Below are 26,440 nucleotides of genomic sequence, written 5' to 3' on the forward strand. Positions count from 1 at the left end.
CCTTCGAGCCATGACCGTTGCGTTCAATTCCGGTAAGGCCCGCCGGGCCGGCGTCGCTCTGGGTGCCGTCTCCGCGGGACTCCTCGTACTCTCCGCCTGCGGCGACAAGCCGACCCCGCTCGCGACCGTGACGGTCGGGTCCGACTCCGTCAACGCCGAAGCGACCTGCTACAACGACGGCGAGGCGATCAAGGAGTCGGAGATCAAGAAGTGCCTGGACACGAAGTCCGGCAAGACCATCGAGGTCTCCCTCGACGACAAGATCCACTTCGGTGTGGACCCGGAGATCGCCGAGCACGGCTGGACGCTGTTCATCGGCGGCCAGCAGGCCGAGCAGGAGCCGTACAAGAAGACGTACCGGACGATCCCGGCCAGCGCGTTCCTGTCGAGCCAGACCGGTGAGATGTCGAACACGGCCCAGATCAGCATCGTCGAGACGAGCGGCAAGAAGCTGACGGGCATCTGGCACTTCGAGCTGAAGAAGGCGTCCTGACCCTGCGCGTCCTGGTGGTGACGGCGGTGGCGGCCGAAGCGGACGCCGTCGCCGCCGGCCTCGTCGGGTACGCGGGCCCCGCCCGCCGTACCCTGGCCCGGTGCCGCGCCCGCGCCCGGTTCCCCCGACGGGCTGGTCGACGTGGTCGTCGGCGGTGTCGGCCCCGCTGCCGCCGCCGTGGCGACCACCGGCGCGCTGGCCTCGTCGCCGTACCCGTACGACCTGATCGTGTCGGCCGGTATCGGCGGTGGTTTCGCCGCCCACGCACCCCTCGGGGCGGTCGTCGTATCCGACGCGATCATCGCCGCCGACCTGGGGGCCGACACACCCGACGGCTACCTCGCCGTCGAGGAGCTCGGCTTCGGCCGCTCCGTCCACCTGCCGCCTCCCGCGCTGACGGACCGGATCGCGAAGGCCCTGCACGAGGGCGGGCAGCGGCACGTCGTCGCGCCGGTCCTCACGGTGTCGACGGTCACCGGCACCGCCGCCCGTACGGCCGAGCTCGGCGCCCGGCACCCGCGGGCCGCCGCGGAGGCGATGGAGGGCTTCGGCGTCGCGGAGGCGGCCGCCGCGCACGGTGTGCCCGCTGTCGAGATCCGCGCCGTCTCCAACACGGTGGGCCCGCGCGACCGCGCCGCCTGGCGGATCGGGCAGGCGATGGACTCGCTGCGGTACGCCGTCCAGCTGCTCAGCACCACCGTCTTCCTGGAGGAGCTATGACGTCCGAGACGTCCGCGAGCACGAGCCCCGTCCCCGGCCCGGTGCGGATCGCGTACTCGCCGTGCCCCAACGACACGTTCGTCTTCCACGCCTGGGCGCACGGCGAGGTGCCCGGCGCGCCCGTGCTGGACGTGACCTTCGCGGACATCGACGTCACGAACGGCATGGCGGAGCGCGGCGAGCTGGACGTCCTGAAGGTGTCGTACGCCGCGCTGCCGTGGGTGCTGGACGAGTACGCGCTGCTGCCCTGCGGCGGCGCGCTGGGCCGGGGCTGCGGCCCCCTGGTCCTCACCCGCGAGCCGGGCCTGGACCTGACGGGCCGTACGGTCGCGGTGCCGAGCGAGCGGTCGACCGCGTACCTCCTCTTCCGCCTGTGGGCGGCGGACGTCGTTCCGGGCGGCGTCGGCGAGGTCATGGTGCTGCCGTTCCACGAGATCATGCCGGCGGTGCGGGACGGCAGGGTCGACGCGGGGCTCGTCATCCACGAGGCCCGTTTCACGTACCAGGACTACGGGTTGCACCGGCTCGCCGACATGGGCGAGCACTGGGAGTCGACGACGGGCCTGCCGATCCCCCTCGGCGCGATCATCGCGAAGCGCTCCCTGGGCGCGGACACGCTGAAGCTGCTCGCCGAGTCGGCCCGCGCCTCGGTGCGGAAGGCGTGGGACGACCCGGAGGCGTCACGCGGGTACGTACGCGCCCACGCGCAGGAGATGGACCCGGGGGTGGCCGATCAGCACATCGGCCTGTACGTCAACGAGTTCACGGCCGACCTCGGGGAGGACGGCTACGCGGCGGTGCGCGGGCTGCTGACGCGTGCGGCGGCCGAGGGGCTGGTTCCGCCCCTGAAGCCCGACGCGCTGTCGTTCCCGTGACGTTTTCGGACGCCCCCCGGCCGGGACGCCTTCCGGCCGGGACGGCCCCAGGCCGCGACGACTCCCGGACGGGGAGCGGTGTCCGGCCCGGACTACACGTCCAGTTGGTCGGCGACCGCCCGCAGCAAGCCCGCGATCTTCTTGCCGTGGACCTTGTCGGGGTAGCGGCCCCGCTCCAGCATGGGCGTGATGTTCTCCAGGAGGGTCGTCAGGTCCTGCACGATCGACGCCAGCTCGTCCGGCTTGCGGCGCTGTGCCGCCGCCACCGAGGGGGTCGGGTCGAGGACCGTCACGGACAGCGCCTGGTCACCGCGCTGGCCGGCGACGACGCCGAACTCCACGCGCTGGCCGGGCTTGAGGGCGTCCACCCCGGCAGGGAGCACCGACGAGTGCACGAAGACGTCGCCGCCGTCGTCGCGGGAGAGAAAGCCGAAGCCCTTCTCGCTGTTGAACCACTTGACCTTGCCGGTAGGCACGTCTGTCCTCGTCCTCGTACTCGTTGTATGACGCCGAAAAACGGCTCTGGATGGCACTGCAGCGGGTCGCCCGGACCCTCCCCCCAAGCTCTCGCTTTGCTCGAGCAGGGGGTACCCCCAGCAAGGCTAATGGTCCAGGGGCTCGTGACAAGACGTCGCCGGTCTGTTCCTCCGGCCTGGGAACTACCCTGGCCGAATGCATAGTGAAACCCCCACCGGCGGGGCCGCCGCCGGCTCCGCCCCAGGTGACGGTCTCGTCCGCGCCGGCGGGATCGTCTTCGTCATCGGCGCCGTCGCCACGCTCGTCACCGTGGCCCCGCTGTTCCTGGGCACGGATCCGTTCCCGCCGGTCGCGTACGCCGTGTGCATGCTGATGGGCGTCGGGTTCGCCGTCGCCGCCGCGGGTGTGCTGCGGTCGATCGCGGCGCAGCGCCGTCAGGCCAAGGCGGCCGCCGGCGACGCCCGGTAGGCGTCCCACCAGGCAGGAAAGGCTGTCAGGTCGTCCAGCACGACATCGGCGCCGGCCGCCCGCAGCTCGTCCGCGGCGCACGGGCCCGTCGGTACGGAGACGGCGAGGGCACCCGCCGTGCGGGCGCCGCGCACATCGCCGATGTGGTCGCCGACGTACACGCTCGCGCCGTGTTCGTGCAGGGCCTCCGCCTTGGCCTCGGCCCAGAGCGAGCCGATCACGGCGTCGGGCTCCATGCCCAGGTGGGCGAGGTGCAGCCGGGCGTTGGGCTCGTGCTTGGCGGTCACGACGACGGCCCGGCCGCCCGCCGCGCGAACGGCTTGAATCGCATCCCTCGCACCGGGCATCGCGAGCGTCGGTTCGATCGCGTACGCGGGGTAGATCTCGCGGTAGCGGTCGCCCATCTCCGGGATCCGGTGCGCCGGGAACCAGTGCGCGAGCTCCTGTTCGAGCGGCGGCCCGAGCCGGGTGACGACCAGGTCGGCGTCGATCCGCACACCGGTCTCGGCGGAGAGCGCGCGGAAGGCGGCACGGATGCCGGGGCGCGAGTCGATGAGGGTCATGTCGAGGTCGAAGCCGACGGTGGGCGCGGCGGACGCGTACGAGGCCATGGGCGCCATTGTGCCCGCCGGCCACTCCGGGCCACCCCCGGTACGCCTTCCGGTCGGGCACCCCTGCCCTCGGCCCGCGCCCCGGCAGCGGTGGCAGCGGTCGCCCTCCCGGCTGCCGGGATCCCGAAATGGGCCGGCCACTCTGCGCACCGGGTCCGGGTCGCCGCCCCGGCGACGGGGGCGGGCTCGTCCGCCCGGCTGCCGGGCTCGTCCCGGCCCGGTGACGGTGGCGGATCGTCCGGGCGGAACCGGGGGGCACGCCTGGCGGCGCGACCGGGGGGTTCACGCGCCGGTCCGGCGCGGAAGGCACCGGGCGTGACCGGCGACCCTCCCGGGTGGTCCGGGCGGCACGCCGGGCCACCGCGACCGGCGCCCCTCCCGGGCGGGTGTCTCAGGAGCGGCGGGCGCGCCAGGCCAGGTAGAGCGCCGAGGCCACCGCCGCGCCGCGGACGACCCAGGGCCAGGTTCCGGCCAGCGCCTCGCTCATGGCGCCGCCGCCCGCGGGGAGCGGCTCGCCCCAGCGGCCGTCCGCCCGGCCCCACAGCCAGACCACCGCGGCCGCCGCGACCAGGCCCGGCAGACCCATGACCACCCACTTCGCCTCCCGGGGGCTGAGGCGGCGCGAGCCGTACGCGAGGAGCCAGCCGCCCGCGAGCGGCAGCCAGGAGCCGAGGACGGCACCGGCGACCAGCAGCACGGCCGCGAACAGCAGCATCGGGTGCGACACCCGGGACCGCACCGGTGCCGGGGGCGCGGGCGGAGCCGCGGGTGCCGCCTCCGCCGCGGCCTTGCGCCCGCGGCGCGGACGGAGCCGCAGCAGGCGGCGCGCCCCGGCGGGGGCCGCGTCCGCCGGAGGACCGGCCTCCGCCGGCTTCGCCTCCTCCTTCGGAGGGGGCTTGAGCATCTCCGGGATCTCCACGCCGCCGTGGAAGCCCGCCGGCACGTCCTCGACACGCCACCAGTCCGGCTGGAAGTCCCCGGAGCCGACCTCGTCCATGCCCGCCAGGTGCGGGCTGCCGCCGGCCTCCACGGGGTGCGCGGCGGGGGCATCCGCCGGGGACTCCGGTGACGCCGCCGTCCGCTGCGACGGCACCGCCAGGCCGCCGCCCGACGAGGCCGCCGACACCACCTCGTCCGGCGTGCCGAGACGCGTCAGGATCCGCCGCACCGATTCCGGGCTGTCGCTCTTCCCGCGCCGCCGCTCGATCTCGCCGCGCAGCGAGGCGACGAGCCTCATCCGCGCCTGGGAGGGCAGCTGTTGCTGCTGGGCCAGGTCGCCGACCCGGCTCAGGTAGTCGAAGACCAGTTGGTCGCTCTCGATCCCCACGTCCCGACGTTAGCGTGCGCGCAGGGGCTAACGTGGGGCGGATGGGGACCGAAGGCAACGAAGGCAAGGGCGGTACGTCCGCTCCCCGCACCCTCGCGGAGGCGCTCCGCGCGCGCGGCGACGAGGGCCTGGCCGTGCTGCTGCGGGCGCGGCCGGACCTCCTCGTACCCGTACCGGGCGATCTGACCCAGCTCGCCACGCGCGCCGGTACGCGCGCCTCGGTGGTGCGGGCCCTGGAGCGGCTCGACCGCTTCTCGTTGCAGACGGCGGAGGCGCTCGCGGTGGCGCCGGACCCGGCGCCGTACCCCGTGCTCCTCGCCCTGATGGCCGGTGACGAGGGCGACCCCGCCATCGAGGCGGCGCTGCCCGGCGCGGTGGCGCTCCTGCGCGACCAGGCGCTGGTGTGGGGCGACGACGAACGGCTGCGGCTGGTGCGCACGGCGCGCGAGCTGCTCGCACCGTCGCCGCAGCACCCGTCGCCGACGGGCCTCGGCCCGACGGTCGCGGAGGCGACGTCGGGCATGTCCCCGACGCGGATCCAGGAGATCCTCGCGGCGGTCGGTCTGCCCACCACGCACGACCCGGTGTCGGCGGTGGCGGCGCTGACGGAGCTGTTCACCGACCGGGAGCGGATGGCCGCGCTCCTCGACGACGCGCCGACGGAGGCGCTGGGGGTGCTGGACCGCCTGGTGTGGGGCCCGCCGTACGGCGAGGTGACGCCGAACCCGGCCCCGCCGGTGCGCTGGCTGCGGGACCGGGGCCTGCTGCTGCCGGCGACGGCCCGCACGGTGGTGCTGCCGCGGGAGGCGGCGCTGCACCTGCGCGGCGGGCGGGCGCACCGGGTGCCAGAGCCGGTGCCGCCCGTGGTCGCCCCGGCGAGGTCCGTGGCGACGGCCGAAGGCCGTCCACAGGTTGTGGACAGCGCGGCGGCGGGTCAGGCGTACACGGCTCTGGCGACCGTCGAGGAGCTCCTCAGGGAGTGGCACGAGGGCGGGCCGCCGGTCCTGCGGTCCGGCGGCCTGGCGGTACGGGACCTGAAGCGCACCGCGGCCGCCCTGGACGTGCCGGAGCCGGTGGCGGCGTTCTGGGTGGAGCTCGCGTACGCGGCCGGGCTGGTCGCCCCGGACGGCGAGGCCGACGAGCGGTACGCCCCGACGCCCGCCTACGACGAGTGGCTCGACCTGCCGACGGCCGAGCGGTGGGCCCGGCTGGTCGCCGCCTGGCTGCCCGCGTCGCGGACGCCGGGCCTGGTCGGCGGCCAGGACACCAAGGGCCGTACGCTCTCGGCGCTCGGCCCCGACCTGGACCGCGGCGCGGCCCCGGAGGTACGCCGCCGCGTGCTGACCCTGCTCGCCGGACTGCCCGCCGGGGCGTCCCCCGACCCGGACACGCTGCTGGCCCGCCTGCGCTGGGAGCGCCCCCTGCGCGGCTCCGCCGCGGCGGCGGGCACCGACCTGCGGGCGCGCCTCGCCACCTGGGCCCTCGCGGAGGCGGAGCTCCTCGGCATCACGGGCCGGGGCGCCCTCTCCTCCCCCGGCCGCGCCCTGCTCACGCCCGCGCAGGCGTACGAGGACGCGCCGGCCCCCGGCACCGGAACGCCCCACGCGACCCCGGCCGCCGGGCCGGCGACGACCGCGGGGGCCACCGCCGCTTCGAGCCCGGCCGGGACCGCCCGGACCACCGGGGCCGCTCCGGCCGCCGGCGCGGCTCCGGCCGGCGGGCCCGCCGCGGGGGCGGACCCGCGGGGCCCCGGCGCCGACGGCGGGATCTCCGTCGCCGAGGCGGCCGAAGGCGCCGCGCGGGCCGCCGCGCTGCTCGCGCCGCTGCTGCCCGACCCCGTCGACCACGTCCTGCTCCAGGCCGACCTCACCGCCGTGGCCCCCGGCCCCCTCCGGCGGCCGCTCGCCGAGACGCTCTCCGTGCTCGCGGACGTCGAGTCCAAGGGCGGCGCCACCGTGTACCGGTTCACGCCCGCCTCCGTGCGCCGCGCCCTCGACGCCGGGCAGACCGCGGCCGACCTGCACGCCTTCCTCGCGGCGCACTCGCGCACGCCGGTCCCCCAGCCCCTCGCGTACCTCATCGACGACGTCGCCCGCAGACACGGCCACCTGCGCGTCGGGGCGGCCTCCGCCTACGTGCGGTGCGACGACGACGCGGTGCTCGGCGAGATCCTCGCCGACAAGCGGTCGGCGTCCCTGCGGCTGCGCCGCCTCGCGCCCACCGTGCTGGCCGCCCAGGCCGACCCCGCGGCGCTGCTGGAGGGGCTGCGGGCCATGGGCTTCGCGCCGGCCGCCGAATCCGCCGAGGGCGACGTCCTCGTCACCCGGGCCCACGCCCGCCGCACCCCGCCGCGTACACCGCCCGCCCCCGTACCGGACGGGCCGCCCGTGCCCGACGCGACGCTCCTCAACGCGGCCGTCCGCGCGATCCGCGCCGGGGACCAGGCCGCGGCGGTCGTGCGCAAGGAGGAGAGCAGCGGGCAGGGCGGCGGCGACCTGCCCCGCACCTCCGCCGCCGAGACCCTCGCCACCGTCCAGGCCGCCGCCATGACCGGCTCGGCCGTCTGGATCGGCTACGTCAACGCCGACGGCGCCGCGAGCCAGCGCGTCATCGCCCCCGTGCGCGTCGAGGGCGGCTTCGTCACGGCGTACGACCACACCGCGGACGAGGTCCGCACCTACCCGCTGCACCGCATCACGGGTGTGGCGGAAGTGGCGGACGACCAGTTGTGACGGGGCGCGTCCCCGTCATGCGCCCGCTGCCGGGATTTCCCTCCCCGGAGTGAGCAAGTCCCCACTCCCGGGGGACGGTCCGCATCCCCGCGGCGCGCCACGGGCAGCCACAAGGCGTCCGGCCCGCCACCTCGGGCACCGCACGGAAAGAGGTGACCGGGCCCGTCCCGCCGCACGCGGCGCGGGCCCGTCCGCCGTCCCCGCGCCGCGTGGAAGGACCCACCCATGAGCCGTCGCCTCGCCCTCGTCCTGACCGCCGTCACGATCTTCTTCACCACCCTCGCCACGCCCGCCGCCGCGATCGGGCTGCCTCCGATCAGCGGCCCGCTGAGCGACCTCCAGATCGAGGGCCCCTTGATCCAGACCATCACGCTGCCCCCGCTGTGACCATCGCCACCCGCCCCCGCGGACCCCGGGGTCCCCCATGGCTCCGCCACTCGCCCCGCCGATGCGTAACACTGGATGTTTGGCCGAGTCCCGAGGCCACACCAGGAACGCCAGGAAAGGGTGAGGCGTGAACGGACCACTGATCGTCCAGAGCGACAAGACACTCCTGCTCGAAGTCGACCACGAGCAGGCCGACGCGTGCCGTCGCGCCATCGCTCCGTTCGCGGAGCTGGAGCGGGCTCCCGAGCACATCCACACCTACCGCGTCACCCCGCTCGGCCTGTGGAACGCCCGGGCCGCCGGGCACGACGCCGAGCAGGTCGTGGACGCGCTCGTCGAGTTCTCGCGCTACCCGGTGCCGCACGCGCTGCTCGTCGACGTCGCCGAGACGATGGCCCGCTACGGGCGGCTCACGCTCTCCAAGCACCCCACGCACGGCCTGGTGCTCACCACCACCGACCGGCCCGTCCTGGAGGAGATCCTCCGCTCCAAGAAGGTGCAGCCGCTGGTCGGGCAGCGCATCGACCCCGACACGGTCGCCGTGCACCCCTCCGAGCGCGGGCAGATCAAGCAGACTCTGCTGAAGCTGGGCTGGCCGGCCGAGGACCACGCCGGTTACGTGGACGGCGAGGCGCACCGCATCGACCTGGACGAGAACGGCTGGGCGCTGCGCCCGTACCAGAAGCAGGCCGTCGAGGGCTTCTGGCACGGCGGTTCCGGCGTGGTCGTGCTGCCCTGCGGCGCCGGCAAGACGCTCGTCGGGGCGGGGGCCATGGCGCAGGCCAAGGCCACCACGCTCATCCTCGTCACCAACACCGTCTCGGCCCGCCAGTGGAAGCACGAGCTGGTGAAGCGGACCTCGCTCACCGAGGACGAGATCGGCGAGTACAGCGGTACGAAGAAGGAGATCCGCCCGGTCACCATCGCCACCTACCAGGTGCTGACGACCAAGCGGAAGGGCGTCTACCCGCACCTGGAGCTCTTCGACTCCCGCGACTGGGGCCTGATCGTCTACGACGAGGTCCACCTGCTGCCGGCGCCGGTGTTCAAGTTCACCGCCGACCTCCAGGCCCGGCGGCGCCTCGGGCTGACCGCGACGCTGGTGCGCGAGGACGGCCGCGAGTCGGACGTGTTCTCGCTGATCGGGCCGAAGCGGTTCGACGCGCCGTGGAAGGAGATCGAGGCGCAGGGCTACATCGCGCCCGCCGACTGCGTCGAGGTCCGCGTGAACCTGACCGACTCGGAGCGGCTCGCGTACGCGACGGCCGAGACGGAGGAGAAGTACCGCTTCTGCGCGACGACCGCGACGAAGCGGAAGGTGACGGAGGCGCTGGTCGAGAAGCACCGGGGCCAGCAGACGCTGGTGATCGGCCAGTACATCGACCAGCTCGACGAGCTGGGCGAGCACCTGGACGCCCCGGTCATCAAGGGTGAGACGTCGAACGCGCAGCGCGAGAAGCTCTTCGACGCGTTCCGCAACGGCGAACTCGGTGTGCTGGTGGTGTCGAAGGTCGCGAACTTCTCGATCGACCTGCCGGAGGCGACGGTCGCCATCCAGGTGTCGGGCACGTTCGGTTCGCGCCAGGAGGAGGCACAGCGGCTGGGCCGGGTGCTGCGGCCCAAGGCGGACGGGCACAAGGCGATGTTCTACTCGGTGGTCGCGCGGGACACCATCGACCAGGACTTCGCGGCGCACCGGCAGCGGTTCCTGGCCGAGCAGGGGTACGCGTACCGGATCATGGACGCGGACCAGCTGCTGGCCGCCGATCCGGACGTGGGTCTCAGCGGCGCCTGACGCCCGCTTCCGGGCCGTACTCGCCGAGGACGACGACCCCGAACGCCGCTTCGGCGAACACCTTGATCGCACGCAGGGTGTTGCCGAGGCGGTGGGAGGGGTGCTGGTCGGGGCCCAGGGCCGTGGCGCCCGAGCTGTCGGGGGTGAAGGCGGCTGTGGTCATGTCTCCATGATGGTTCGCGTCCGGGAGCGGTACATCGGTCCTCGGACGGAACCGGGCCGCCGTCCGCGTACGACTCCGGGCATACGGCGGGCGGGGCATCCCCTACGGGTCGTAATCCGGTGGCCCGTAGGTGGGGCGGGTGGCTAGACTCCCCCGCCTTGCCCGCCTCCCGTCCGTGGAGCGCCGCCGCCCGGTCGGAAACCGGACGGCCCCGCCACCCCGCCCGTACGACCGACGGAGGCTCCGCCGTGCCCGCGCCCGCCCCAGACCCCCTGGCTCACGAAAGGGCCCACCTCGCCGCCTCGCGCGCCGCCCTGCGCGCGATGAGGGAGGACGTCGAGGCGCTCGACATCCGCGACGTCACCGCGAACTGGGTCAACGCCGCCGTCCTGGAGGGGCAGATCGAGCAGCGCATCAAGGCGCTGGCCGACCTGTCCCACACCCCGCTGTTCTTCGGGCGGCTGGACTACCTGCACACCACGCAGGAGGGACAGCGCTTCTACATCGGGCGGCGGCACGTCCACGACGGGGACGGCGACCCGATGGTGATCGACTGGCGTGCGCCGGTGTCGCAGCCGTTCTACCGGGCGTCGAAGAAGGACCCGCAGGACGTGGCGCTGCGGCGCCGCTTCGGTTACACCGGCGGCGAGCTCACGGCGTACGAGGACGAGCACCTGTCCGACCCCGGTGAGGCGGAGCGGACGTCGAGGCTGCTCCAGGCGGAGATCGAGCGGCCGCGCGTCGGCCCGATGCGGGACATCGTCGCGACGATCCAGCCGGAGCAGGACGCGATCGTACGGTCGGGGCTGGCCGGCACCGTGTGCGTCCAGGGCGGCCCGGGGACGGGCAAGACGGCGGTGGGCCTGCACCGGGTGGCGTACCTGCTGTACGCGCACCGGGAGCGGCTGGCGCGCACCGGAACACTCGTCATCGGGCCGAACCGCTCCTTCCTCCACTACATCGAGCAGGTGCTGCCGGCGCTGGGCGAGCTGGAGGTCCGGCAGGCGACGGTGGACGACCTGGTGGCGCACGTCGAGGTGCGCGGCGTGGACGACGCCGCGGCGGCCCTGGTGAAGGGCGACGCCCGGATGGCCGAGGTGCTGCGGCGGGCGCTGTACGCCCACGTCACGCTGCCCACGGAGCCGCTGATGGTGGTGCGCGGCTCGCGGCGGTGGCGGGTGCCCGCTCACGAACTCGAGGAGATGGTGCGGGAGTTGCTGGACCGGGACATCCGGTACGGCGCGGCGCGCGAGGCCCTGCCGCAGCGGATCGCGCACGCGGTGCTGGTCCGCATGGAGCAGGCGGGCGAGGCGCCCGACGACCGCGTGCAGAACGCGGTGGCGCGCAACGCGGCGGTGAAGGCGGTGGTCAAGGAGGTGTGGCCGCCGGTCGACCCGGCGAAGCTGGTGCACCGGCTGCTGTCCGACGCGGACTTCCTCGTGGCGCACGCCGGGGGCCTGCTCTCCGCGGAGGAGCAGAAGGCCGTGCTGTGGCCGAAGCCGCCGCGCTCCGTGAAGTCGGCGAAGTGGTCGGCGGCGGACGCGGTGCTGATCGACGAGGCGTCGGACCTGGTGGAGCGCACGCACTCGCTGGGCCACGTGGTGCTGGACGAGGCGCAGGACCTGTCGCCGATGCAGTACCGGGCGGTGGGGCGCCGCTGCACGACCGGCTCGGCGACGGTCCTGGGCGACCTGGCGCAGGGCACGACGCCGTGGGCGACGGCGGGCTGGGCGGAGGCGCTGCGGCACCTGGGCAAGCCGGACGCGCTGGTGGAGGAGCTGACGGCGGGCTTCCGCGTGCCGCGCGAGGTGATCGCGTACGCCTCGCGGCTGCTGCCGCACATCGCGCCGGGCCTGGCGGAGGTGCGATCGGTGCGTGAGGCGCCGGGTTCGCTGGAGATCGTGCCGTGCCCGGTGGACGGTCTGACCGCTTCCGTGGTGTCGGCGTGCCGCGCGTCCCTGCGGCGGGAGGGCTCGATCGGCCTGATCGTGGCGGACGCGCGCGTCGAAGTGCTGGCACGGGCGCTGGCCTCGGCGGGTCTGCCGTACCTCGCCCCGGGCGAGGAGACGACGTCCGAGTCCCGCCTGACCCTGGTCCCGGCCTCGCTGGCGAAGGGCCTGGAGTACGACTACGTGGTCCTCGACGAGCCGTCGGCGATCGTCGACGGCGAGCCCGACGAGCGCACCGGCCTGCGCCGCCTCTACGTCTGCCTGACCCGAGCGGTCTCGGGCCTCACCCTCCTCCACGCGGCGCCGCTGCCCGCCCCGCTGGCCTGACGCTCCGGGGGCGCCGCCTCCGGCGGCCCGGGGCGGGGCGCCCGGGAGGGCCCACGGCCACCGGCCGGGCCAGCGGCCGCGGTCACGGCGCATCCGGCCACCGGCCGGGCCGGCGACTGCCTACGCCCGGCAGGACACCGGCCACCACCTCACCCCACGGCCTCCGGCCGGGTCAGCGGCCGCCCTCGTCCAGGGCCGTGCGCCACGCGCGGACCGCCGTCGGCGAGACCGGCGCCGACCAGCCCGCCGGGCGTGCCGCGCCGCCGATGTGGAAGCCCGCCACACCGCCCTCCAGCAGCGCGGGCACGTGGTCGAGCCGGAGCCCGCCGCCCACCAGCAGCCGCGGGGCGTAACCGGGTTCGCCGCGCCGCCCCGCCGCGGCCTCGGCGAGCAGCGTCGCGAGCCCCTCGTCGACGCCCGCCGGCGAGCCGGCCGTCAGGTAGGTGTCGAGGCCCGGCAGGTCCGCGAGCTGCTTGCGCGCCGCGTCCCGGTCCGCGGCGCGGTCGAGCGCACGGTGGAACGTCCAGCGGCAGCCGTCGAGTTCGGCGACCAGCCGCTCGACCGCGACGAGGTCCACGTGGCCGGCCTCGTCCAGGAACCCCAGGACGAACTCGTCCGCGCCCTCCGCGCGCATCTCCCGCGCCACCCGTACGAGCGCGTCGATGTCACCCGCGGCGAACCCGTCGGCCAGCCGGAGCATCACGCGCAGCGGGATGTCCACGGCGGCGCGGATCCGCCCGTAGGTCTCGCGGGACGGGGTGAGCCCGTCGGCCGCCATGTCGGTGACCAGTTCGAGGCGGTCCGCTCCTCCGGCCTGTGCGGCGATCGCGTCCTCCGCGTCGAGGGCGATCACCTCCAGGACTGCACGGTTGCTCACTGGGGCTCCATTCGCTACAGGTCTAGTCCAATGAACAGCCTAATGCGCGGCCCCCGCGAACGCAGCGGCCGCTCGCCGGCACCCGCGGAACGCCCGCCCCGTCCGTCGCCTCCAGGGGCCTGTCCTCCGGATCCTGCCGGGCTCGCGCGGCCTGATCCTGAAGACAGGCCTAGCCGAACAGCACCAGCTCCGCCTCCTTCACGCCCGCCAGGTCGTAGCGCGTGCCGGTCAGGGGGCGGGCCGCGTACAGGCGGACCAGCGTCGAGGCGGGCCCCAGGTACCGGGCGGGCGGGTGCTCGCCCGTCGCCGCGCCCAGCAGCAGCGGGTCGTCCCGGTCGTCGAGGTCCGCGTGGAGCGGCAGCGTGCCGCGGGACCGGGTCACCGAGGCGAGCAGCTCCAGCGCGGGGGCGAGGGCCGGTCCCGCGTACGCTCCCGGCTCGCCGAGGGCCTCCCGTACGTCGCCCGCGTGCACCCACTCCCCGAGCGCGAGGCCGTCGTGCCGCCCGTCCGGGGCCGCGGCGACGACCGGGCCGGCCTCGGTCAGGCCGCGCTCCAGTTCGTCGACGACCGCCGCGTTCGTCCACTCGGCGCGCTCGGCGATGTCCCGGTCGTTGGCCTCGGCACTGAAGACGCCGTCCTCGAAACGGTCCTCCACCAGCCGCGTCAGCGCGGCCGAGCAGTGCGCCAGGACGTGCCGCACGGTCCAGCCGGGGCAGCACGTCCGCATCGCGAACGCCTCGTCAGGCAGTGTGCGGAGCAGGGGGACCAGGGCGTCGCGCTCGGTGCGCAGCAGCCGCCCGGGCAGTTCGGGGTCTCGTCCGTCCGTCGCGTCACGTACATCCGTCATGGTCCCCCAGCAAAGCGGCCACCGCCGCCCCTGGCAACGCTCCGGCCGCGGCGCGGCGGCGCGAGGAGCCTCCCGCCGGCCCCGGGGACCCGCGGCGGCACAATGAGGCCATGGCCGCACTCCCGGAGCACCCCGCCCACGACGACCTGCGCCGCCGCTGGGCAGCCATCGCGCCCGCGCCCCGCACCGAGCGGTACGCGGACGACCTGCTCGCCCGCTGGGCCGAACCGCAGCGCCGCTACCACACCACCGATCATCTGGTCGCCGTCCTCGACCGCGTCGACGAACTCGCGCGGTACGCCGAGGATCCCGACCTGGTACGCCTGGCCGCGTGGTTCCACGACGCGGTCTACCTCCCGGAGCGCTCCACCAACGAGGACCGCAGCGCCCGCCTCGCGGAGCGCGCACTGCCCGAGCTCGGCTTCGACGAGGCCCGTACGGCGGAGGTCGCCCGGCTCGTCCGGCTGACCGTCACCCACGACCCGGCGGACGGCGACCGCAACGGCGAGGTCCTGTGCGACGCGGACCTCGCGATCCTGGCGGCCGCGCCGGAGCGGTACGCGGCGTACGCGGCGTCGGTACGGGAGGAGTACGCCTTCGTCCCCGACGACGCGTTCCGCGAGGGCCGCGCCGCGGTGCTGCGCCATCTGCTCGGTCTGCCGTGCCTGTTCCGCACACCGCACGGGCGCCGGGAGTGGGAGGAGCGGGCCCGGCAGAACCTCACGACGGAGCTGAAACTGCTGGAGACGGGAATGTAAGCCGCACGGGGGGCGTTGACCCCTGTCATGCCGCCGCAGACCGAACGCACCCGCATGCCCTTGGCCGTCTACGTACTCGGCCTGTCCGTCTTCGCGCTCGGCACGAGCGAGTTCATGCTGTCGGGGCTGCTGCCGCCGATCGCCGACGACATGAACGTCTCGATCCCGCGCGCCGGGCTGCTGATCTCGGCGTTCGCGATCGGCATGGTGGTCGGCGCCCCGCTGCTGGCGGTGGCGACACTGCGGCTGCCCCGCCGGACGACGCTCATCACCCTGATCACGGTGTTCGGCGCCGGGCAGGTCGCGGGCGCGCTGGCCCCCTCGTACGGCGTGCTCTTCGTGTCCCGCGTGGTCAGCGCGCTCGCCTGCGCCGGGTTCTGGGCCGTGGGCGCGGCGGTCGCGATCGCCATGGTGCCCTTCGGGGCGCGGGCCCGCGCGATGGCCGTGATGATCGGCGGGCTGTCCATCGCGAACGTCCTCGGCGTCCCGGCGGGCGCCTTCCTCGGCGAGCGCCTGGGGTGGCGGTCGGCCTTCTGGGCGGTCGGCGCGGCCTCGGCGGTCGCGCTGGCCGGGGTGATGACGCTGATCCCCCGCATCCCGCTGCCGGAGGAGAAGCCGCGGCTGCGGCGCGAGCTGTCCATCTACCGCGACCGGCACGTCCGGCTGGCCGTCGCCGTCACCGCGCTAGCCGCCGGCGGCGTCTTCTGCGCCTTCTCCTACCTGGCCCCGCTGCTCACGGACGTCGCCGGCCTCGACGCGGGCTGGGTCCCGACGGTGCTCGCGCTCTTCGGCCTCGGCGCGCTGATCGGTACGACGATCGGCGGACGGGTCGCGGACGCACACCTGTTCGGGGTCCTGCTGAGCGGCATCGCGGCGTCGACGCTGTTCCTGGTCGCACTCGCCGTGTCCGCGTCCAGCCCGGCCGCCGTGATCGCACTCTCGTTCCTGCTCGGCGTCTCGGCGTTCTACACGGCTCCGGCACTCAACGCCCGCATGTTCAACGTCGCCGGTGCGGCCCCGACCCTGGCGGGCGCCACGACGACCGCCGCCTTCAACCTGGGCAACACGGGCGGCCCCTGGCTCGGCGGCACGGTCATCGACCTGCACCTCGGCTTCCGGTCCCCGGCCTGGGCGGGCGCGGCGATGACCCTCGTGGCTCTGGCGACCGCGGCCCTGGCCCTGCGCCTGCACGGCCGCGCGCCGGCCTCCCGGGTGGTCGCGGGCGCGAAGGACACCCGGCAGGACCGCCGGGATCGTGACCACGACCGGATCACCCCGGTCTGACGGCCCCGCCCTCAGCCCGCCGCCCGGCGGCGCTTCGGGCGGCGCAGGCCCGCCGCCCTGAGAAGGCGGACGATCTCCTTGGAGGACACCTCGACCGCCCCGGCCGCCACCGCGTCCTCGTACCGGCGCGACGGCAGGTCGTAGTGGTCGCCGTCGAAGGCGCGGGGCGGTGCGCCGAGCCGCTCGGCGAAGGCGTGGAGCTCCTCGAAGGACACGTCGCTGATCAGGTGCGACCACATCCGGCCGTGGCCGGGCCAGTTCGGCGGGTCGATGTAGAGCGTCACGTGAGGCCGCCCACGGGGGCGACCACGACCCCCGCCCTGCCGCACACCCAGTGCGGGTCGGGGCCCAACTCCGGCTCCACGTCCAGCGCGTGCGGGTCGCCCGCGTCGCACACCGGGCACAGCGGCCAGCGCCCGTACCGCTCCAGCAGCGCGTCCTGGACGTCCTGGGCGACGAGCCCGGCGAGGTACGAGACGCCCTCCGGCCACTGCTCGACCCACCAGCGGCGGTGCGTCACCGCGTCCTCGACCAGCGAGACGACCTCGGCCTGCGCGACGTCCCGCGCGACCAGGTCGGCGAGGACCAGCGCACGGGCGGCGTGCAGGGACTGCTCCAGGGGGTCCACGGCGTTCATGCAGCCATTGTCCCCCCACCGGTCCCGCGGCCCATGGCCCCGGGGAGGACCAGGGGTTGACGACCTTCCGGGCTGAAAATACCTTTCACGGTGTGACCAACGAAGTGAAGGAAAGTTTCACCCCGGACCCGGCCGGAGACACCCCACCCGCCCCGGCCGCCCTCGCCGCCAAGGTACGTACCCTCGCGCCCTCCATGACCCGCTCGATGCAGCGGGTCGCCGAAGCCGTCGCCTCCGACCCGGCCGGCTGCGCCGCCCTCACGGTCACCGGACTGGCCGAGCTCACCGGCACCAGCGAGGCCACCGTCGTACGCACCGCGCGCCTGCTCGGCTACCCCGGCTACCGCGACCTGCGCCTCGCGCTCGCCGGGCTCGCCGCCCAGCAGCAGTCCGGCCGGGCCCCGTCCGTCACCGCCGACATCGCGGTCGACGACCCCCTCGCGGACGTCGTCGCCAAGCTCGCCCACGACGAGCAGCAGACCCTCGCCGACACGGCCGCCAACCTCGACACCGCCCAGCTCGGCGCCGCCGTCACCGCACTGGCCGCCGCCCGCCGCACCGACATCTACGGCGTCGGCGCCTCCGGGCTCGTCGCCCAGGACCTCGCCCAGAAGCTGCTCCGCATCGGCCTGGTCGCGCACGCGCACAGCGACCCCCACCTCGCCGTCACCAACGCCGTGCAGCTGCGCTCCGGCGACGTCGCCATCGCCATCACCCACTCGGGCTCCACCGGCGACGTCATAGAACCGCTGCGGGTCGCCTTCGACCGGGGCGCGACGACCGTCGCCATCACCGGCCGCCCGGACGGCCCGGTCACGCAGTACGCCGACCACATACTGACGACGTCCGTCGCCCGCGAGAGCGAGCTGCGCCCCGCCGCCATGTCGTCCCGTACGAGCCAGCTCCTGGTCGTCGACTGCCTGTTCACCGGGGTCACCCAGCGCACGTACGACACGGCCGCACCCGCGCTCGCCGCGTCGTACGAGGCCCTCGCCCACCGCCACTCCCCCCGCACCCGCACCCGCACCCGCTGACCGGCCGAAAGAGCGCTGCACGATGAAGCCTGCCGAACTGTCCGCCCTCACCACCGAAGCGTTCCGCCCGGAGCTGGCGGACGTCGACCGGCTGCCCACCGCCGAGATCGCACGCCTGATGAACGCCGAGGACCGGTCCGTCCCCACCGCCGTCACCGGCCAGCTCCCGCGGATCGCCGCCGTGATCGACGCCACCGCCGAGCGGATGGCCCGCGGTGGCCGGCTGATCTACGCGGGCGCCGGCACGGCGGGCCGGCTCGGCGTGCTCGACGCCAGCGAATGCCCGCCCACCTTCAACACCGCCCCCGGCCAGGTCGTCGGCCTGATCGCGGGCGGCCGCGCGGCGCTGGTGGAGGCCGTCGAGGGCGCCGAGGACTCCGCGGAGCTGGCGGCCGAGGACCTGGCGGCGCTGGAGCTCACCCCCGACGACACGGTGGTGGGCGTCTCCGCCTCCGGCCGCACGCCCTACGCCGTCGGTGCGGTCGAGCACGCGCGGAAGGCGGGCGCGCTGACGGTCGGCCTCGCCTGCAACCCGGGCAGCGCGCTGGTCGCCGCCGCGGACCACGCCATCGAGGTCGTGGTCGGCCCCGAACTGGTCACGGGCTCCACGCGGCTGAAGGCGGGCACGGCGCAGAAGCTCGTCCTCAACATGATCTCGACGATCACGATGATCCGCCTGGGCAAGACGTTCGGGAACCTCATGGTCGACGTGCGCGCCACCAACGACAAGCTGCGGGCCCGCTCGCACCGGATCGTCGCCCTGGCCACCGGCGCGCCCGACGACGCGATCGAGGCGGCGCTCAGGGCCGCGGACGGCGAGGTGAAGCCCGCGGTCCTCATGCTCCTGGCCGGCGTGGACGCCCCCACGGCCACCCGGCTGCTGGCGCGCAGCGGCGGCCACCTCCGCGCCGCCCTCGACACCGCGCGCTGACGAGACGTCAGCAGGGGGCCCGCCCCGGGACGGCGCCACCGGGGGGGGGCGGAACGGGTGGGCACGGCCCGCCCACCGGCGTGCGGCCGCCGCACGGCGCCCGCCCCCTGGCACCATCCGCGCCATGACCGCACCGACCGACCCCGGCACGACCGCCGCCGCGCTCCTCCCCCTCCTCGGCGGCGCCGACAACGTCACCTCCGTCGCCCACTGCATGACCCGCCTGCGCGTCGGCCTGCGCGACCGCACGCTCGTCCGGGACGCCGAGGTCCGGGCGCACCCCGCCGTCCTGGGCGTGGTCCAGGACGAGGAGACGTACCAGATCGTCCTCGGCCCCGGCACCGTCGCCCGCGTCACCCCGGAGTTCGAGGCCCTCCTCGTCACCGCCCGCGGCGAGGCCGTCAGAGCGGCGCAGAAGGCGCGGAACGCCACGCCCGGCAAGCTGTTCCTGCGCCGCGTCGCGAACGTCTTCGTCCCGCTGATCCCCGCCCTCATCGGCTGCGGCATCATCGCGGGCCTCAACGGACTGCTCGTCAACCTCCGCTGGCTGCCCGGCCTGACCCCCGCCCTCACCGCCGTCGCCTCCGGCTTCATGGCGCTGATCGCCGTCTTCGTCGGTCACAACACCGCCAAGGAGTTCGGCGGCACGCCGATCCTCGGCGGCGCGGTCGCCGCGGTCATCGTCTACGCGGGCGTGACGAACGTGCACGTCCTCGGCCACCAGCTCGCCCCCGGCCAGGGCGGCGTCCTCGGGGCGCTCGCCGCCGCCGCGCTCGCCACCCGGGTGGAGAAGTGGTGCCGCCGCCGTGTGCCGGAGGCGCTCGACGTGCTGGTCACGCCGACCGTGACGGTGCTCGTCCCCGGCCTGGTCACCCTCTTCGGCCTGATGCTGGTCGCCGGCGCGGTCTCCACCGCCATCGGCGACGCCGCCGACTGGCTCCTGGGCAACGCCGGGGCCGCCGCCGGATTCGTCCTCGGCGGCCTGTTCCTCCCCCTCGTCATGCTCGGTCTGCACCAGGCCCTGATCCCCATCCACACCACCCTCATCGAGCAGCAGGGCTCCACCGTCCTCCTCCCGATCCTCGCCATGGCGGGCGCGGGCCAGGTCGGCGCGGCCGCCGCCGTGTACGTACGGCTCCGCCACCGCACCGACCTGCGCCGCACGATCAGGTCCGCGATGCCCGCCGGCCTCCTCGGCGTGGGCGAACCGCTCATCTACGGCGTCTCGCTGCCCCTCGGCCGCCCCTTCGTCACCGCCTGCGTCGGCGGAGCCTTCGGCGGCGGGTTCATCGGGCTGCTCGGCATGCTGGGCGACACCGTCGGCTCCACGGCGATCGGCCCGTCCGGCTGGGCGCTGTTCCCGCTGCTCCACGGCGGCGACGGCGGGCCGGCCCTCACCACCGTCGCCGTCTACGCGGGCGGGCTGCTCACCGGGTACGTCGCCGGCTTCCTCGCCACCTGGTTCTTCGGCCTCGGTGAAGCGGCCCTGAACGAGCCCGCCGCCACCCCACCGCCTGCTCCGTGAGCTCGCGGGTGCCCCGGCCGGCGTCAACTCACGCCGACGGCAGGTGCGGAGAGCGCCGCGCCGCGCGGGCAGTCGAGGCGACGTCGGGCCGGGGTCGCGATGAGGGCGGATGAGGAGGAAAGGTGATGGTCCGTTTGGGAGGAGAAGTGACGGTCACCCGAAGTGGAGACGAAAAGGAGGAATCCCCCATGCAGAACTGGCGCAACGCCGCGGCATGCCGGACCGAGGACCCCGACCTGTTCTTCCCGATCGGAACCGGCGGGCCCGCCATGCTCCAGACCGAGGCCGCCAAGACCGTCTGCCGCCGCTGCCCCGTACGGCAGCAGTGCCTGGAGTGGGCCCTGGAGAACAACCAGGACACGGGCGTGTGGGGCGGCCTGGGCGAGGCCGAACGCCGCACCCTGCGCCGCCGCTCCCGGGCCGCCGCGGCCCGCGGCCGGTCCTAGCCGTGTCCGCCGAGTCCCGTCCGCCCGTCGGTCCCCGGCACGCGCGCCCGCCGCGTGGTCGTCGGTCGCCGCCGGCCGCCGTCGCCTCCGGGCACGGGAGGTGCCCCCACCGCAGCGGCTCCCTCCGCCTCGCGATCGCACGCACCGGACGCCGTCGGCCCGCCCTGCGGGGACTCCCTAGCCCCAAGGCCCCAGCCGCACCTGCCGGTTGAGCTGCCGCACCCGCGCCCGCAGGACCTCGCCCGGCGTCGCCGGTCTCAGCAGCTGAGCCGGACACTCCCACTCCCGGCCCCCGTCGGGCGGGCGCAGCCGTACGGCACCCCCGGAGCGCCCCCTCACCTCGCCGACCCGCCCGTCGCGTCCGTCGATCACGTACTCCCCGGCCCTCACCGGCGCACCTCGTGCAGGACGGCGGCGAGCCGCAGGGCGGTGTCGAGGTTGCAGCGCCCCAGCTCCACCAGCGGGTGAACGGCCATCTCGCTCGTGGCCGTCACCGGATCCACCCGCAGGGACGGCAGGGTCACACCCGCCCGACGCAGTTCCCCCCGCAACCGGGCGACCGCTTCCTCGGCCGCCCGCAGCCGTTCCTCCGAGCGCAACCCCATGACCTGGCACCTCCACACTGAGTGCTCGACCTCTGCACACAGCGTGGTCGACGTGTGGCCTGCCTGGACAGATATGGGGACCAACAACCCCATCTGTGGTAACGGGAGTTGACACACGGCCGATCGGAAGGGTCCGGATCCGACCCGAACCCGCCCCCGGGGCTCACGCCTCGGGGCGGGCCCGCTTCTCCATGAGGGACTTCAGCATGGCCAGGTCCTTGCGATTCGCGCGCCGCACCGCGGGCGTGGCGAACCGGTGCCCAGCCCCGCCGCGATTCCTCAGAGTCATCCGCGTCCGGGACGCGTCCGTGCCGTAGGGCTCCCAGGTGTAGGTGGTCTCCATCGGGTACGGCCCCCCGGTCGCGCGCATGACCAGGCGCCGCCCGGGCTCGTACTCGGTGATCTCGTACGTGTAGACCAGCCGCCGCCCGAGGAACCGCGCCACGAAGTCCGCCCGCGCACCGACCTCGACCACCGGCGGGGTCCGCCATTCGACGGAGACGATGTTGACGTACCACTCGGGCGCGTTCGACGGATCGGCGGCGTACGCGGCGACCTCGTCGGAGGGGGCGTCGATCACGATCTCGGTGAGCACATCGACGGCCATGACCCCAGCGTAGGCCCGCCGCTCGCACCGCGAGAGGGCTGCGCCGGCCGACCGGCGGGCGGCCGGGAACGCCCGAGGGCGGCACCCCCGTCAATGGGGGTGCCGCCCTCGGTTCCGTAACCGGGCTTACCGATCCGCGGGGGATCAGAAGTCCATGTCACCGCCCGGCATGCCGCCGCCGGCCGGCGCGGACGCCTTCTCCGGCTTGTCGGCGATGACGGCCTCGGTGGTGAGGAACAGCGCCGCGATGGAGGCCGCGTTCTGCAGGGCGGAACGGGTCACCTTGGCGGGGTCGATGATGCCCTCGGCGATCATGTCGACGTACTCGCCGGTCGCGGCGTTCAGGCCGTGACCCACGGGCAGGTTGCGCACCTTCTCGACGATGACGCCACCCTCGAGACCACCGTTGGCGGCGATCTGCTTCAGCGGGGCCTCCAGGGCCAGGCGCACGGCGTTGGCGCCGGTGGCCTCGTCACCCTCGAGCTCCAGCTTCTCGAAGACCTGGGAGGCCTGGAGCAGGGCCACGCCACCACCGGCGACGATGCCCTCCTCGACGGCGGCCTTGGCGTTGCGCACCGCGTCCTCGATGCGGTGCTTGCGCTCCTTGAGCTCCACCTCGGTGGCGGCACCGGCCTTGATGACGGCCACGCCGCCCGCCAGCTTCGCCAGACGCTCCTGGAGCTTCTCGCGGTCGTAGTCCGAGTCGGAGTTCTCGATCTCGGCGCGGATCTGGTTGACGCGGCCCTGGACCTGGTCGCTCTCACCGGCACCGTCGACGATCGTGGTCTCGTCCTTGGTGATGACGACCTTGCGGGCGCGGCCCAGGAGGTCCAGGCCGGCGTTCTCGAGCTTGAGGCCGACCTCCTCGGAGATGACCTGGCCACCGGTGAGGATGGCGATGTCGTTCAGCATGGCCTTGCGGCGGTCGCCGAAGCCCGGGGCCTTGACGGCGACGGACTTGAAGGTGCCGCGGATCTTGTTGACCACCAGGGTCGACAGGGCCTCGCCCTCGACGTCCTCGGCGATGATCAGCAGCGGCTTGCCGGACTGCATGACCTTCTCCAGCAGCGGGAGGAGGTCCTTCACCGAGGAGATCTTGGAGTTCACGATCAGGATGTACGGGTCCTCCAGGGAGGCCTCCATACGCTCCATGTCGGTCGCGAAGTACGCCGAGATGTAGCCCTTGTCGAAGCGCATACCCTCGGTGAGCTCCAGCTCCAGACCGAAGGTCTGGGACTCCTCGACGGTGATGACGCCTTCCTTGCCGACCTTGTCCATGGCCTCGGCGATGAGCTCGCCGATCTGGGTGTCGGCGGCGGAGATGGAGGCGGTCGAGGCGATCTGCTCCTTGGTCTCGACCTCCTTCGCCTGGTCGAGCAGCGCACCGGAGACGGCCTCGACGGCCTTCTCGATGCCGCGCTTCAGGGCCATCGGGTTGGCGCCGGCGGCGACGTTGCGCAGACCCTCGCGGACGAGCGCCTGGGCGAGGACGGTCGCGGTGGTCGTACCGTCACCGGCGACGTCGTCCGTCTTCTTGGCGACTTCCTTGACCAGCTCGGCGCCGATCTTCTCGTACGGGTCCTCGAGCTCGATCTCCTTGGCGATGGAAACACCGTCGTTGGTGATCGTGGGGGCGCCCCACTTCTTCTCGAGGACGACGTTGCGACCCTTGGGGCCCAGGGTCACCTTGACGGCGTCGGCGAGCTGGTTCATGCCGCGCTCGAGGCCGCGCCGTGCCTCCTCGTCGAACGCGATGATCTTGGCCATGTGAAGTGGTCCTCCCGGACGGGGTGGAAAAGCCGGACCGCGCTGGCGCCCGCGACGGACGGCCCGCAGCCTTGTGGTTCCTTGCCCCACACGGCCTGCAGACCTCACCGACCCGGTCCTACGTTGTCACTCTCACCTGCAGAGTGCTAACGCCAATGATTAGCACTCGACCCCCGAGAGTGCAAGCGCCTCTCGGGGTTCGGGCCACGGGTCCCGATACCGGGCGCGGCAGGCTCCGGGGGCACGCGCGGCGCGTGCGCGGGGGCATGCGTGCGAGGTACGGAGATGCGTGCGGGGACACGGGCGCTGGGCATGCGCGAGGGGCCCGCACCCTCCTCGGATGCGAGCCCCTCGGCACACAGAAGTCACTGGCCGGATCGCGCCGTGCCGCTCTGGCTGTTCCGCTCAGTGCTAGCCGGCGAGCTTGACCATGTCCGCCTGCGGACCCTTCTGGCCCTGCGAGATCTCGAACTCGACTCGCTGACCTTCCTCCAGGGTGCGGTAGCCGTCCATCTGGATCGCGCTGTAGTGGACGAAAACATCCGCACCACCGTCGACCGCGATGAAGCCGTACCCCTTCTCCGCGTTGAACCACTTGACGGTGCCCTGAGCCATGCCTAACTCCCCTATTACTGGCCCTTGCACGAGACCGCACTTCGCGGACCCGGGTCAGACCTCACCCGCTGACAGGTGCGGGCGTGCGCCGGAACGCGTCGACCGCCGCTGAATGTATCTGTCCAACTGCCGTCTGCAACAGGTCAATCGGACGAGAATTCCGAGCAGGCGTGAACGGAAAATTTGGCCGAATTGGCCAGAATCCGGGGCAAGTCGGGCCCGGCAAAGCGCGCATTCGGCGCAACATGCACGGACACTTTGACTGCATCTCGTCGTGCGGGGGCGCGAATTCATATGCGCGTGGCACGGGCAGCGGTGGGGACTTCCCCAACTCTACCGCGCTCAACCATGCAGAATTGCCCCCTCCGCTTTGTGCTGCGGAGGGGGCAATTCCAGGAAACGGTGTCAGCCGCCGGCGACGGCCGGAATGATCGAGACGCCCGCGCCGTCCGGCGTGGCGGTCTGCAGGCCCTGCTCGAAGCGCACGTCGTCGTCGTTGACGTAGACGTTCACGAAACGGCGCAGCTTGCCCTGGTCGTCCAGGACGCGCGCGGCGATGCCCGGGTGGTTCTTCTCCAGTGACTCGATGACCTCGGAGAGGGTCGCGCCCTCGGCCGTGACCTCGGCCTTGCCGCCGGTGTACGTGCGGAGGATGGTCGGGATGCGCACGTTGACGCTCATGTCGTGATGCCTTTCGGTACAGCCGGTACGGGTCAGGCCAGGCCGGCGTCGCGGAACGCGTCCAGGCTCGGGCGGATCGTCGCGGTCGGGCCGGTCGTCGGCGCGACGGCGTCGAGGGTCTTCAGGCCGTCGCCCGTGTTGAGCACGACGGTGGTGAGGGCCGGGTCGAGGAGGCCCGCCTCGATCAGCTTCCTGGTCACGCCGACGGTCACACCGCCCGCCGTCTCGGCGAAGATGCCCTCCGTACGGGCCAGCAGCTTGATCGCGTCGACGATCCGCTCGTCGTCGACGTCCTCCACCACGCCGCCCGTGCGGCGGGCGATGTCCAGGACGTAGGGGCCGTCGGCCGGGTTGCCGATGGCGAGCGACTTGGCGATGGTGTTCGGCTTCTGGGGCCGTACGACGTCGTGACCGGCCTTGAAGGCGGCCGACACCGGGGAGCAGCCCTCCGCCTGGGCGCCGAAGATCTTGTACGGCTTGTCCTCGACCAGGCCCAGCTTGATGAGCTCCTGGAGCCCCTTGTCGATCTTCGTCAGCTGCGAGCCGGACGCGATCGGGATGACGAGCTGGTCGGGCAGCCGCCAGCCGAGCTGCTCGCAGATCTCGTACGCGAGGGTCTTGGAGCCCTCCGCGTAGTAGGGGCGGAGGTTGACGTTGACGAAGCCCCAGCCCTCGCCGAGCGGGTCGCCGATGAGCTCGGAGCAGAAGCGGTTGACGTCGTCGTACGTGCCCTCGATGCCGACGAGGTCACCGCCGTAGACCGCGGCCATGACGACCTTGCCCTGCTCCAGGTCGTGCGGGATGAACACGCAGGAGCGGAAGCCGGCCCGGGCGGCGGCGGCGCCGACCGCGCCGGCCAGGTTGCCGGTGGAGGAGCAGGACAGGGTGGTGAAGCCGAAGGCGCGGGCGGCCTCCAGGGCCTGGGCGACGACGCGGTCCTTGAAGGAGTGCGTCGGGTTGCCGGAGTCGTCCTTGACGAACAGCTTGCCCGGCTCGACACCGAGCTCGCGGGCGAGGTTGTCGGCCTGGACGAGCTTGGTCCAGCCCGGGTTCAGGTTCGGCTTGTCGGCGACGTCCGCGGGGACGGGCAGGAGCGGCGCGTAGCGCCAGATGTTGGCGGGCCCGGCCTCGATCTGCTTGCGCAGGGCCTCGGGGTCACCGGCCGGCAGGTCGTAGGCGATCTCGAGCGGGCCGAAACACAGCTCACAGGCGAAGATCGGGCCGAGCGGGAAGCGCTCGCCGCACTCGCGACAGGAGAGGGCGGCGGCGGGACCGAGATCGACGTTCTTGGCGGTGGCGACAGTCTGTACAGCCATGGAGGCGAGGCCCTTTCTCCTCATCTTCCTCATGGCGCACTTCGCCATGAGACGGATTTGGCACCTTCCCTAGCCGGGGCCTCGCGCGCATGCGTCTGCGAGTGCCGACTGGAGGGTTGCCGGGGCTTCAACGGGCCGTGTCCCTCTGCCCCTCTGGATGAGCGGTATTCGATTGTGATCGCGGGG

Annotated in this window: 28 protein-coding genes, 1 pseudogene and 1 riboswitch; of the genes and pseudogenes, 14 read left to right on the forward strand and 15 right to left on the reverse strand. The window is 73.8% G+C overall.

Features of this window, described 5'->3' with window-relative positions; genetic code table 11:
* Positions 1–10 precede the first annotated feature (10 nt).
* From IH00_RS0113690 to IH00_RS0113700, 3 genes and pseudogenes are all read left to right on the forward strand, one after another.
* A complete protein-coding gene (locus IH00_RS0113690) occupies positions 11–493 on the forward strand; it encodes a hypothetical protein (RefSeq protein WP_031073194.1) in 483 nt (160 codons plus the stop codon).
* Positions 490–1,213 (forward strand): annotated as a pseudogene (locus IH00_RS0113695) (futalosine hydrolase). Before IH00_RS0113690 ends, IH00_RS0113695 begins: the two are co-directional and overlap by 4 nt.
* The gene (locus tag IH00_RS0113700) at positions 1,210–2,088 is read left to right on the forward strand and encodes a 1,4-dihydroxy-6-naphtoate synthase (RefSeq protein WP_031073199.1); all 879 of its coding nucleotides are present in this window, start codon (positions 1,210–1,212) and stop codon (positions 2,086–2,088) included. Before IH00_RS0113695 ends, IH00_RS0113700 begins: the two are co-directional and overlap by 4 nt.
* Before the next feature lie 92 nt (positions 2,089–2,180).
* Here IH00_RS0113700 and IH00_RS45245 read toward each other — a convergent pair whose 3' ends face one another.
* Positions 2,181–2,564 (reverse strand): cold-shock protein, encoded by a 384-nt coding sequence (locus tag IH00_RS45245; RefSeq protein WP_031073201.1) that lies wholly within the window; start codon positions 2,562–2,564, stop codon positions 2,181–2,183.
* A gap of 196 nt (positions 2,565–2,760) precedes the next feature.
* Between IH00_RS45245 and IH00_RS0113710 the strand changes: the two genes are divergently transcribed.
* The gene (locus IH00_RS0113710) at positions 2,761–3,033 is read left to right on the forward strand and encodes a hypothetical protein (RefSeq protein WP_031073203.1); all 273 of its coding nucleotides are present in this window, start codon (positions 2,761–2,763) and stop codon (positions 3,031–3,033) included.
* On the opposite strand, the gene IH00_RS0113715 is transcribed toward IH00_RS0113710, so the two are convergent.
* Positions 3,000–3,644 (reverse strand): HAD family hydrolase, encoded by a 645-nt coding sequence (locus IH00_RS0113715; protein WP_031073205.1) that lies wholly within the window; start codon positions 3,642–3,644, stop codon positions 3,000–3,002. The genes IH00_RS0113710 and IH00_RS0113715 overlap by 34 nt on opposite strands.
* 391 nt (positions 3,645–4,035) lie before the next feature.
* On the reverse strand, positions 4,036–4,971 hold the full coding sequence (locus tag IH00_RS0113720) for a hypothetical protein (RefSeq protein ID WP_031073206.1): 936 nt from the start codon (positions 4,969–4,971) through the stop codon (positions 4,036–4,038).
* A gap of 41 nt (positions 4,972–5,012) precedes the next feature.
* Here IH00_RS0113720 and IH00_RS0113725 point away from each other — a divergent pair, with 41 nt between their 5' ends.
* The 3 genes from IH00_RS0113725 (at position 5,013) to IH00_RS0113735 (ending at position 9,885) form a co-directional block, all read left to right on the forward strand.
* Positions 5,013–7,703, forward strand: coding sequence for a helicase C-terminal domain-containing protein (locus IH00_RS0113725; protein WP_052411376.1), 2,691 nt, complete (start codon positions 5,013–5,015; stop codon positions 7,701–7,703).
* Positions 7,704–7,928: 225 nt separating this feature from the next.
* Positions 7,929–8,090, forward strand: a complete 162-nt coding sequence (locus IH00_RS42735; RefSeq protein ID WP_158827806.1) for a hypothetical protein — start codon at positions 7,929–7,931, stop codon at positions 8,088–8,090.
* Between the two features lie 127 nt (positions 8,091–8,217).
* Positions 8,218–9,885 carry a DNA repair helicase XPB gene (locus IH00_RS0113735; RefSeq protein ID WP_031073211.1) on the forward strand — a complete coding sequence of 556 codons (1,668 nt, stop codon included), beginning with the start codon at positions 8,218–8,220 and terminating at the stop codon, positions 9,883–9,885.
* Here the strand turns inward: IH00_RS0113735 and IH00_RS43345 are convergent.
* Positions 9,872–10,048 carry a hypothetical protein gene (locus IH00_RS43345; protein WP_199819749.1) on the reverse strand — a complete coding sequence of 59 codons (177 nt, stop codon included), beginning with the start codon at positions 10,046–10,048 and terminating at the stop codon, positions 9,872–9,874. The two genes, IH00_RS0113735 and IH00_RS43345, sit on opposite strands and share 14 nt — an antisense overlap.
* Before the next feature lie 323 nt (positions 10,049–10,371).
* Between IH00_RS43345 and IH00_RS0113745 the strand changes: the two genes are divergently transcribed.
* Positions 10,372–12,324, forward strand: coding sequence for a HelD family protein (locus IH00_RS0113745; RefSeq protein ID WP_234334845.1), 1,953 nt, complete (start codon positions 10,372–10,374; stop codon positions 12,322–12,324).
* A 172-nt stretch (positions 12,325–12,496) separates the two neighbouring features.
* On the opposite strand, the gene IH00_RS0113750 is transcribed toward IH00_RS0113745, so the two are convergent.
* Positions 12,497–13,201 (reverse strand): copper homeostasis protein CutC, encoded by a 705-nt coding sequence (locus tag IH00_RS0113750; protein WP_031073215.1) that lies wholly within the window; start codon positions 13,199–13,201, stop codon positions 12,497–12,499.
* A 169-nt stretch (positions 13,202–13,370) separates the two neighbouring features.
* A complete protein-coding gene (locus tag IH00_RS0113755) occupies positions 13,371–14,048 on the reverse strand; it encodes a maleylpyruvate isomerase family mycothiol-dependent enzyme (protein ID WP_031073217.1) in 678 nt (225 codons plus the stop codon).
* Positions 14,049–14,158: 110 nt separating this feature from the next.
* Here IH00_RS0113755 and IH00_RS0113760 point away from each other — a divergent pair, with 110 nt between their 5' ends.
* Complete coding sequence (locus IH00_RS0113760) at positions 14,159–14,806, forward strand: HD domain-containing protein (protein ID WP_031073219.1); 648 nt, start codon at positions 14,159–14,161, stop codon at positions 14,804–14,806.
* A 54-nt stretch (positions 14,807–14,860) separates the two neighbouring features.
* Positions 14,861–16,090 (forward strand): Cmx/CmrA family chloramphenicol efflux MFS transporter, encoded by a 1,230-nt coding sequence (locus IH00_RS0113765; protein WP_039946912.1) that lies wholly within the window; start codon positions 14,861–14,863, stop codon positions 16,088–16,090.
* 11 nt (positions 16,091–16,101) lie between these two features.
* Here the strand turns inward: IH00_RS0113765 and IH00_RS0113770 are convergent, their stop codons facing one another.
* Together IH00_RS0113770 and IH00_RS0113775 are read right to left on the reverse strand one after the other, a co-directional pair.
* Positions 16,102–16,374: a DUF4031 domain-containing protein gene (locus IH00_RS0113770; RefSeq protein WP_031073223.1), complete on the reverse strand. Its 273-nt coding sequence runs from the start codon at positions 16,372–16,374 to the stop codon at positions 16,102–16,104.
* Positions 16,371–16,727 (reverse strand): hypothetical protein, encoded by a 357-nt coding sequence (locus IH00_RS0113775; protein WP_031073225.1) that lies wholly within the window; start codon positions 16,725–16,727, stop codon positions 16,371–16,373. The genes IH00_RS0113770 and IH00_RS0113775 overlap by 4 nt, the downstream gene beginning before the upstream one ends.
* A 92-nt stretch (positions 16,728–16,819) precedes the next feature.
* Between IH00_RS0113775 and IH00_RS0113780 the strand changes: the two genes are divergently transcribed.
* The 4 genes from IH00_RS0113780 to IH00_RS0113795 all read left to right on the forward strand — a co-directional run bounded on the left by IH00_RS0113780 (position 16,820) and on the right by IH00_RS0113795 (position 20,663).
* Entirely contained in the window at positions 16,820–17,761 is a 942-nt protein-coding gene (locus IH00_RS0113780; protein ID WP_031073227.1) for a MurR/RpiR family transcriptional regulator, read from the forward strand.
* A 22-nt stretch (positions 17,762–17,783) separates the two neighbouring features.
* Positions 17,784–18,692, forward strand: a complete 909-nt coding sequence (murQ, locus tag IH00_RS0113785; RefSeq protein WP_031073229.1) for an N-acetylmuramic acid 6-phosphate etherase — start codon at positions 17,784–17,786, stop codon at positions 18,690–18,692.
* A 124-nt stretch (positions 18,693–18,816) separates the two neighbouring features.
* On the forward strand, positions 18,817–20,217 hold the full coding sequence (locus tag IH00_RS0113790) for a PTS transporter subunit EIIC (protein WP_031073231.1): 1,401 nt from the start codon (positions 18,817–18,819) through the stop codon (positions 20,215–20,217).
* 188 nt (positions 20,218–20,405) lie between these two features.
* Positions 20,406–20,663 carry a WhiB family transcriptional regulator gene (locus IH00_RS0113795; protein WP_031073233.1) on the forward strand — a complete coding sequence of 86 codons (258 nt, stop codon included), beginning with the start codon at positions 20,406–20,408 and terminating at the stop codon, positions 20,661–20,663.
* Positions 20,664–20,840: 177 nt separating this feature from the next.
* Here IH00_RS0113795 and IH00_RS0113800 read toward each other — a convergent pair whose 3' ends face one another.
* The 7 genes from IH00_RS0113800 to thrC all read right to left on the reverse strand — a co-directional run bounded on the left by IH00_RS0113800 (position 20,841) and on the right by thrC (position 26,278).
* Positions 20,841–21,053, reverse strand: coding sequence for a hypothetical protein (locus IH00_RS0113800; RefSeq protein ID WP_031073235.1), 213 nt, complete (start codon positions 21,051–21,053; stop codon positions 20,841–20,843).
* Positions 21,050–21,268 carry a hypothetical protein gene (locus tag IH00_RS0113805; RefSeq protein WP_031073236.1) on the reverse strand — a complete coding sequence of 73 codons (219 nt, stop codon included), beginning with the start codon at positions 21,266–21,268 and terminating at the stop codon, positions 21,050–21,052. Before IH00_RS0113805 ends, IH00_RS0113800 begins: the two co-directional genes overlap by 4 nt.
* A gap of 163 nt (positions 21,269–21,431) precedes the next feature.
* Complete coding sequence (locus IH00_RS0113810; RefSeq protein WP_031073239.1) at positions 21,432–21,875, reverse strand: SRPBCC family protein; 444 nt, start codon at positions 21,873–21,875, stop codon at positions 21,432–21,434.
* 144 nt (positions 21,876–22,019) lie between these two features.
* On the reverse strand, positions 22,020–23,642 hold the full coding sequence (gene groL, locus IH00_RS0113815) for a chaperonin GroEL (RefSeq protein WP_031073241.1): 1,623 nt from the start codon (positions 23,640–23,642) through the stop codon (positions 22,020–22,022).
* A 411-nt stretch (positions 23,643–24,053) separates the two neighbouring features.
* On the reverse strand, positions 24,054–24,257 hold the full coding sequence (locus IH00_RS0113820) for a cold-shock protein (protein WP_031073244.1): 204 nt from the start codon (positions 24,255–24,257) through the stop codon (positions 24,054–24,056).
* A 405-nt stretch (positions 24,258–24,662) separates the two neighbouring features.
* Positions 24,663–24,938 carry a ubiquitin-like small modifier protein 1 gene (locus IH00_RS0113825; protein WP_031073245.1) on the reverse strand — a complete coding sequence of 92 codons (276 nt, stop codon included), beginning with the start codon at positions 24,936–24,938 and terminating at the stop codon, positions 24,663–24,665.
* 32 nt (positions 24,939–24,970) lie between these two features.
* Positions 24,971–26,278 (reverse strand): threonine synthase, encoded by a 1,308-nt coding sequence (gene thrC, locus IH00_RS0113830; RefSeq protein WP_078887731.1) that lies wholly within the window; start codon positions 26,276–26,278, stop codon positions 24,971–24,973.
* A riboswitch (SAM riboswitch) is annotated at positions 26,272–26,418 on the reverse strand. Its footprint overlaps the gene before it by 7 nt.
* Positions 26,419–26,440 lie beyond the last annotated feature (22 nt).

The sequence above is a fragment of the Streptomyces sp. NRRL S-118 genome (genome assembly GCF_000716335.1).
Lineage (GTDB): Bacteria > Actinomycetota > Actinomycetes > Streptomycetales > Streptomycetaceae > Streptomyces.

Bases quoted from the DNA above. Each gene is read 5' to 3' on its own strand.
- IH00_RS0113755 (WP_031073217.1), bottom strand. From the start codon at position 14,048: ATGACGGATGTACGTGACGCGACGGACGGACGAGACCCCGAACTGCCC.
- IH00_RS0113765 (WP_039946912.1), top strand. From the start codon at position 14,861: ATGCCCTTGGCCGTCTACGTACTCGGCCTGTCCGTCTTCGCGCTCGGC.
- IH00_RS0113820 (WP_031073244.1), bottom strand. From the start codon at position 24,257: ATGGCTCAGGGCACCGTCAAGTGGTTCAACGCGGAGAAGGGGTACGGC.
- IH00_RS0113760 (WP_031073219.1), top strand. From the start codon at position 14,159: ATGGCCGCACTCCCGGAGCACCCCGCCCACGACGACCTGCGCCGCCGC.
- groL (WP_031073241.1), bottom strand. From the start codon at position 23,642: ATGGCCAAGATCATCGCGTTCGACGAGGAGGCACGGCGCGGCCTCGAG.
- IH00_RS0113715 (WP_031073205.1), bottom strand. From the start codon at position 3,644: ATGGCCTCGTACGCGTCCGCCGCGCCCACCGTCGGCTTCGACCTCGAC.
- IH00_RS42735 (WP_158827806.1), top strand. From the start codon at position 7,929: ATGAGCCGTCGCCTCGCCCTCGTCCTGACCGCCGTCACGATCTTCTTC.
- murQ (WP_031073229.1), top strand. From the start codon at position 17,784: ATGAAGCCTGCCGAACTGTCCGCCCTCACCACCGAAGCGTTCCGCCCG.
- IH00_RS0113745 (WP_234334845.1), top strand. From the start codon at position 10,372: ATGAGGGAGGACGTCGAGGCGCTCGACATCCGCGACGTCACCGCGAAC.
- thrC (WP_078887731.1), bottom strand. From the start codon at position 26,278: ATGAGGAGAAAGGGCCTCGCCTCCATGGCTGTACAGACTGTCGCCACC.
- IH00_RS43345 (WP_199819749.1), bottom strand. From the start codon at position 10,048: ATGACCACAGCCGCCTTCACCCCCGACAGCTCGGGCGCCACGGCCCTG.
- IH00_RS0113795 (WP_031073233.1), top strand. From the start codon at position 20,406: ATGCAGAACTGGCGCAACGCCGCGGCATGCCGGACCGAGGACCCCGAC.
- IH00_RS0113700 (WP_031073199.1), top strand. From the start codon at position 1,210: ATGACGTCCGAGACGTCCGCGAGCACGAGCCCCGTCCCCGGCCCGGTG.
- IH00_RS0113790 (WP_031073231.1), top strand. From the start codon at position 18,817: ATGACCGCACCGACCGACCCCGGCACGACCGCCGCCGCGCTCCTCCCC.
- IH00_RS0113805 (WP_031073236.1), bottom strand. From the start codon at position 21,268: ATGGGGTTGCGCTCGGAGGAACGGCTGCGGGCGGCCGAGGAAGCGGTC.
- IH00_RS0113810 (WP_031073239.1), bottom strand. From the start codon at position 21,875: ATGGCCGTCGATGTGCTCACCGAGATCGTGATCGACGCCCCCTCCGAC.
- IH00_RS0113775 (WP_031073225.1), bottom strand. From the start codon at position 16,727: ATGAACGCCGTGGACCCCCTGGAGCAGTCCCTGCACGCCGCCCGTGCG.
- IH00_RS0113690 (WP_031073194.1), top strand. From the start codon at position 11: ATGACCGTTGCGTTCAATTCCGGTAAGGCCCGCCGGGCCGGCGTCGCT.
- IH00_RS0113725 (WP_052411376.1), top strand. From the start codon at position 5,013: ATGGGGACCGAAGGCAACGAAGGCAAGGGCGGTACGTCCGCTCCCCGC.
- IH00_RS0113710 (WP_031073203.1), top strand. From the start codon at position 2,761: ATGCATAGTGAAACCCCCACCGGCGGGGCCGCCGCCGGCTCCGCCCCA.
- IH00_RS0113825 (WP_031073245.1), bottom strand. From the start codon at position 24,938: ATGAGCGTCAACGTGCGCATCCCGACCATCCTCCGCACGTACACCGGC.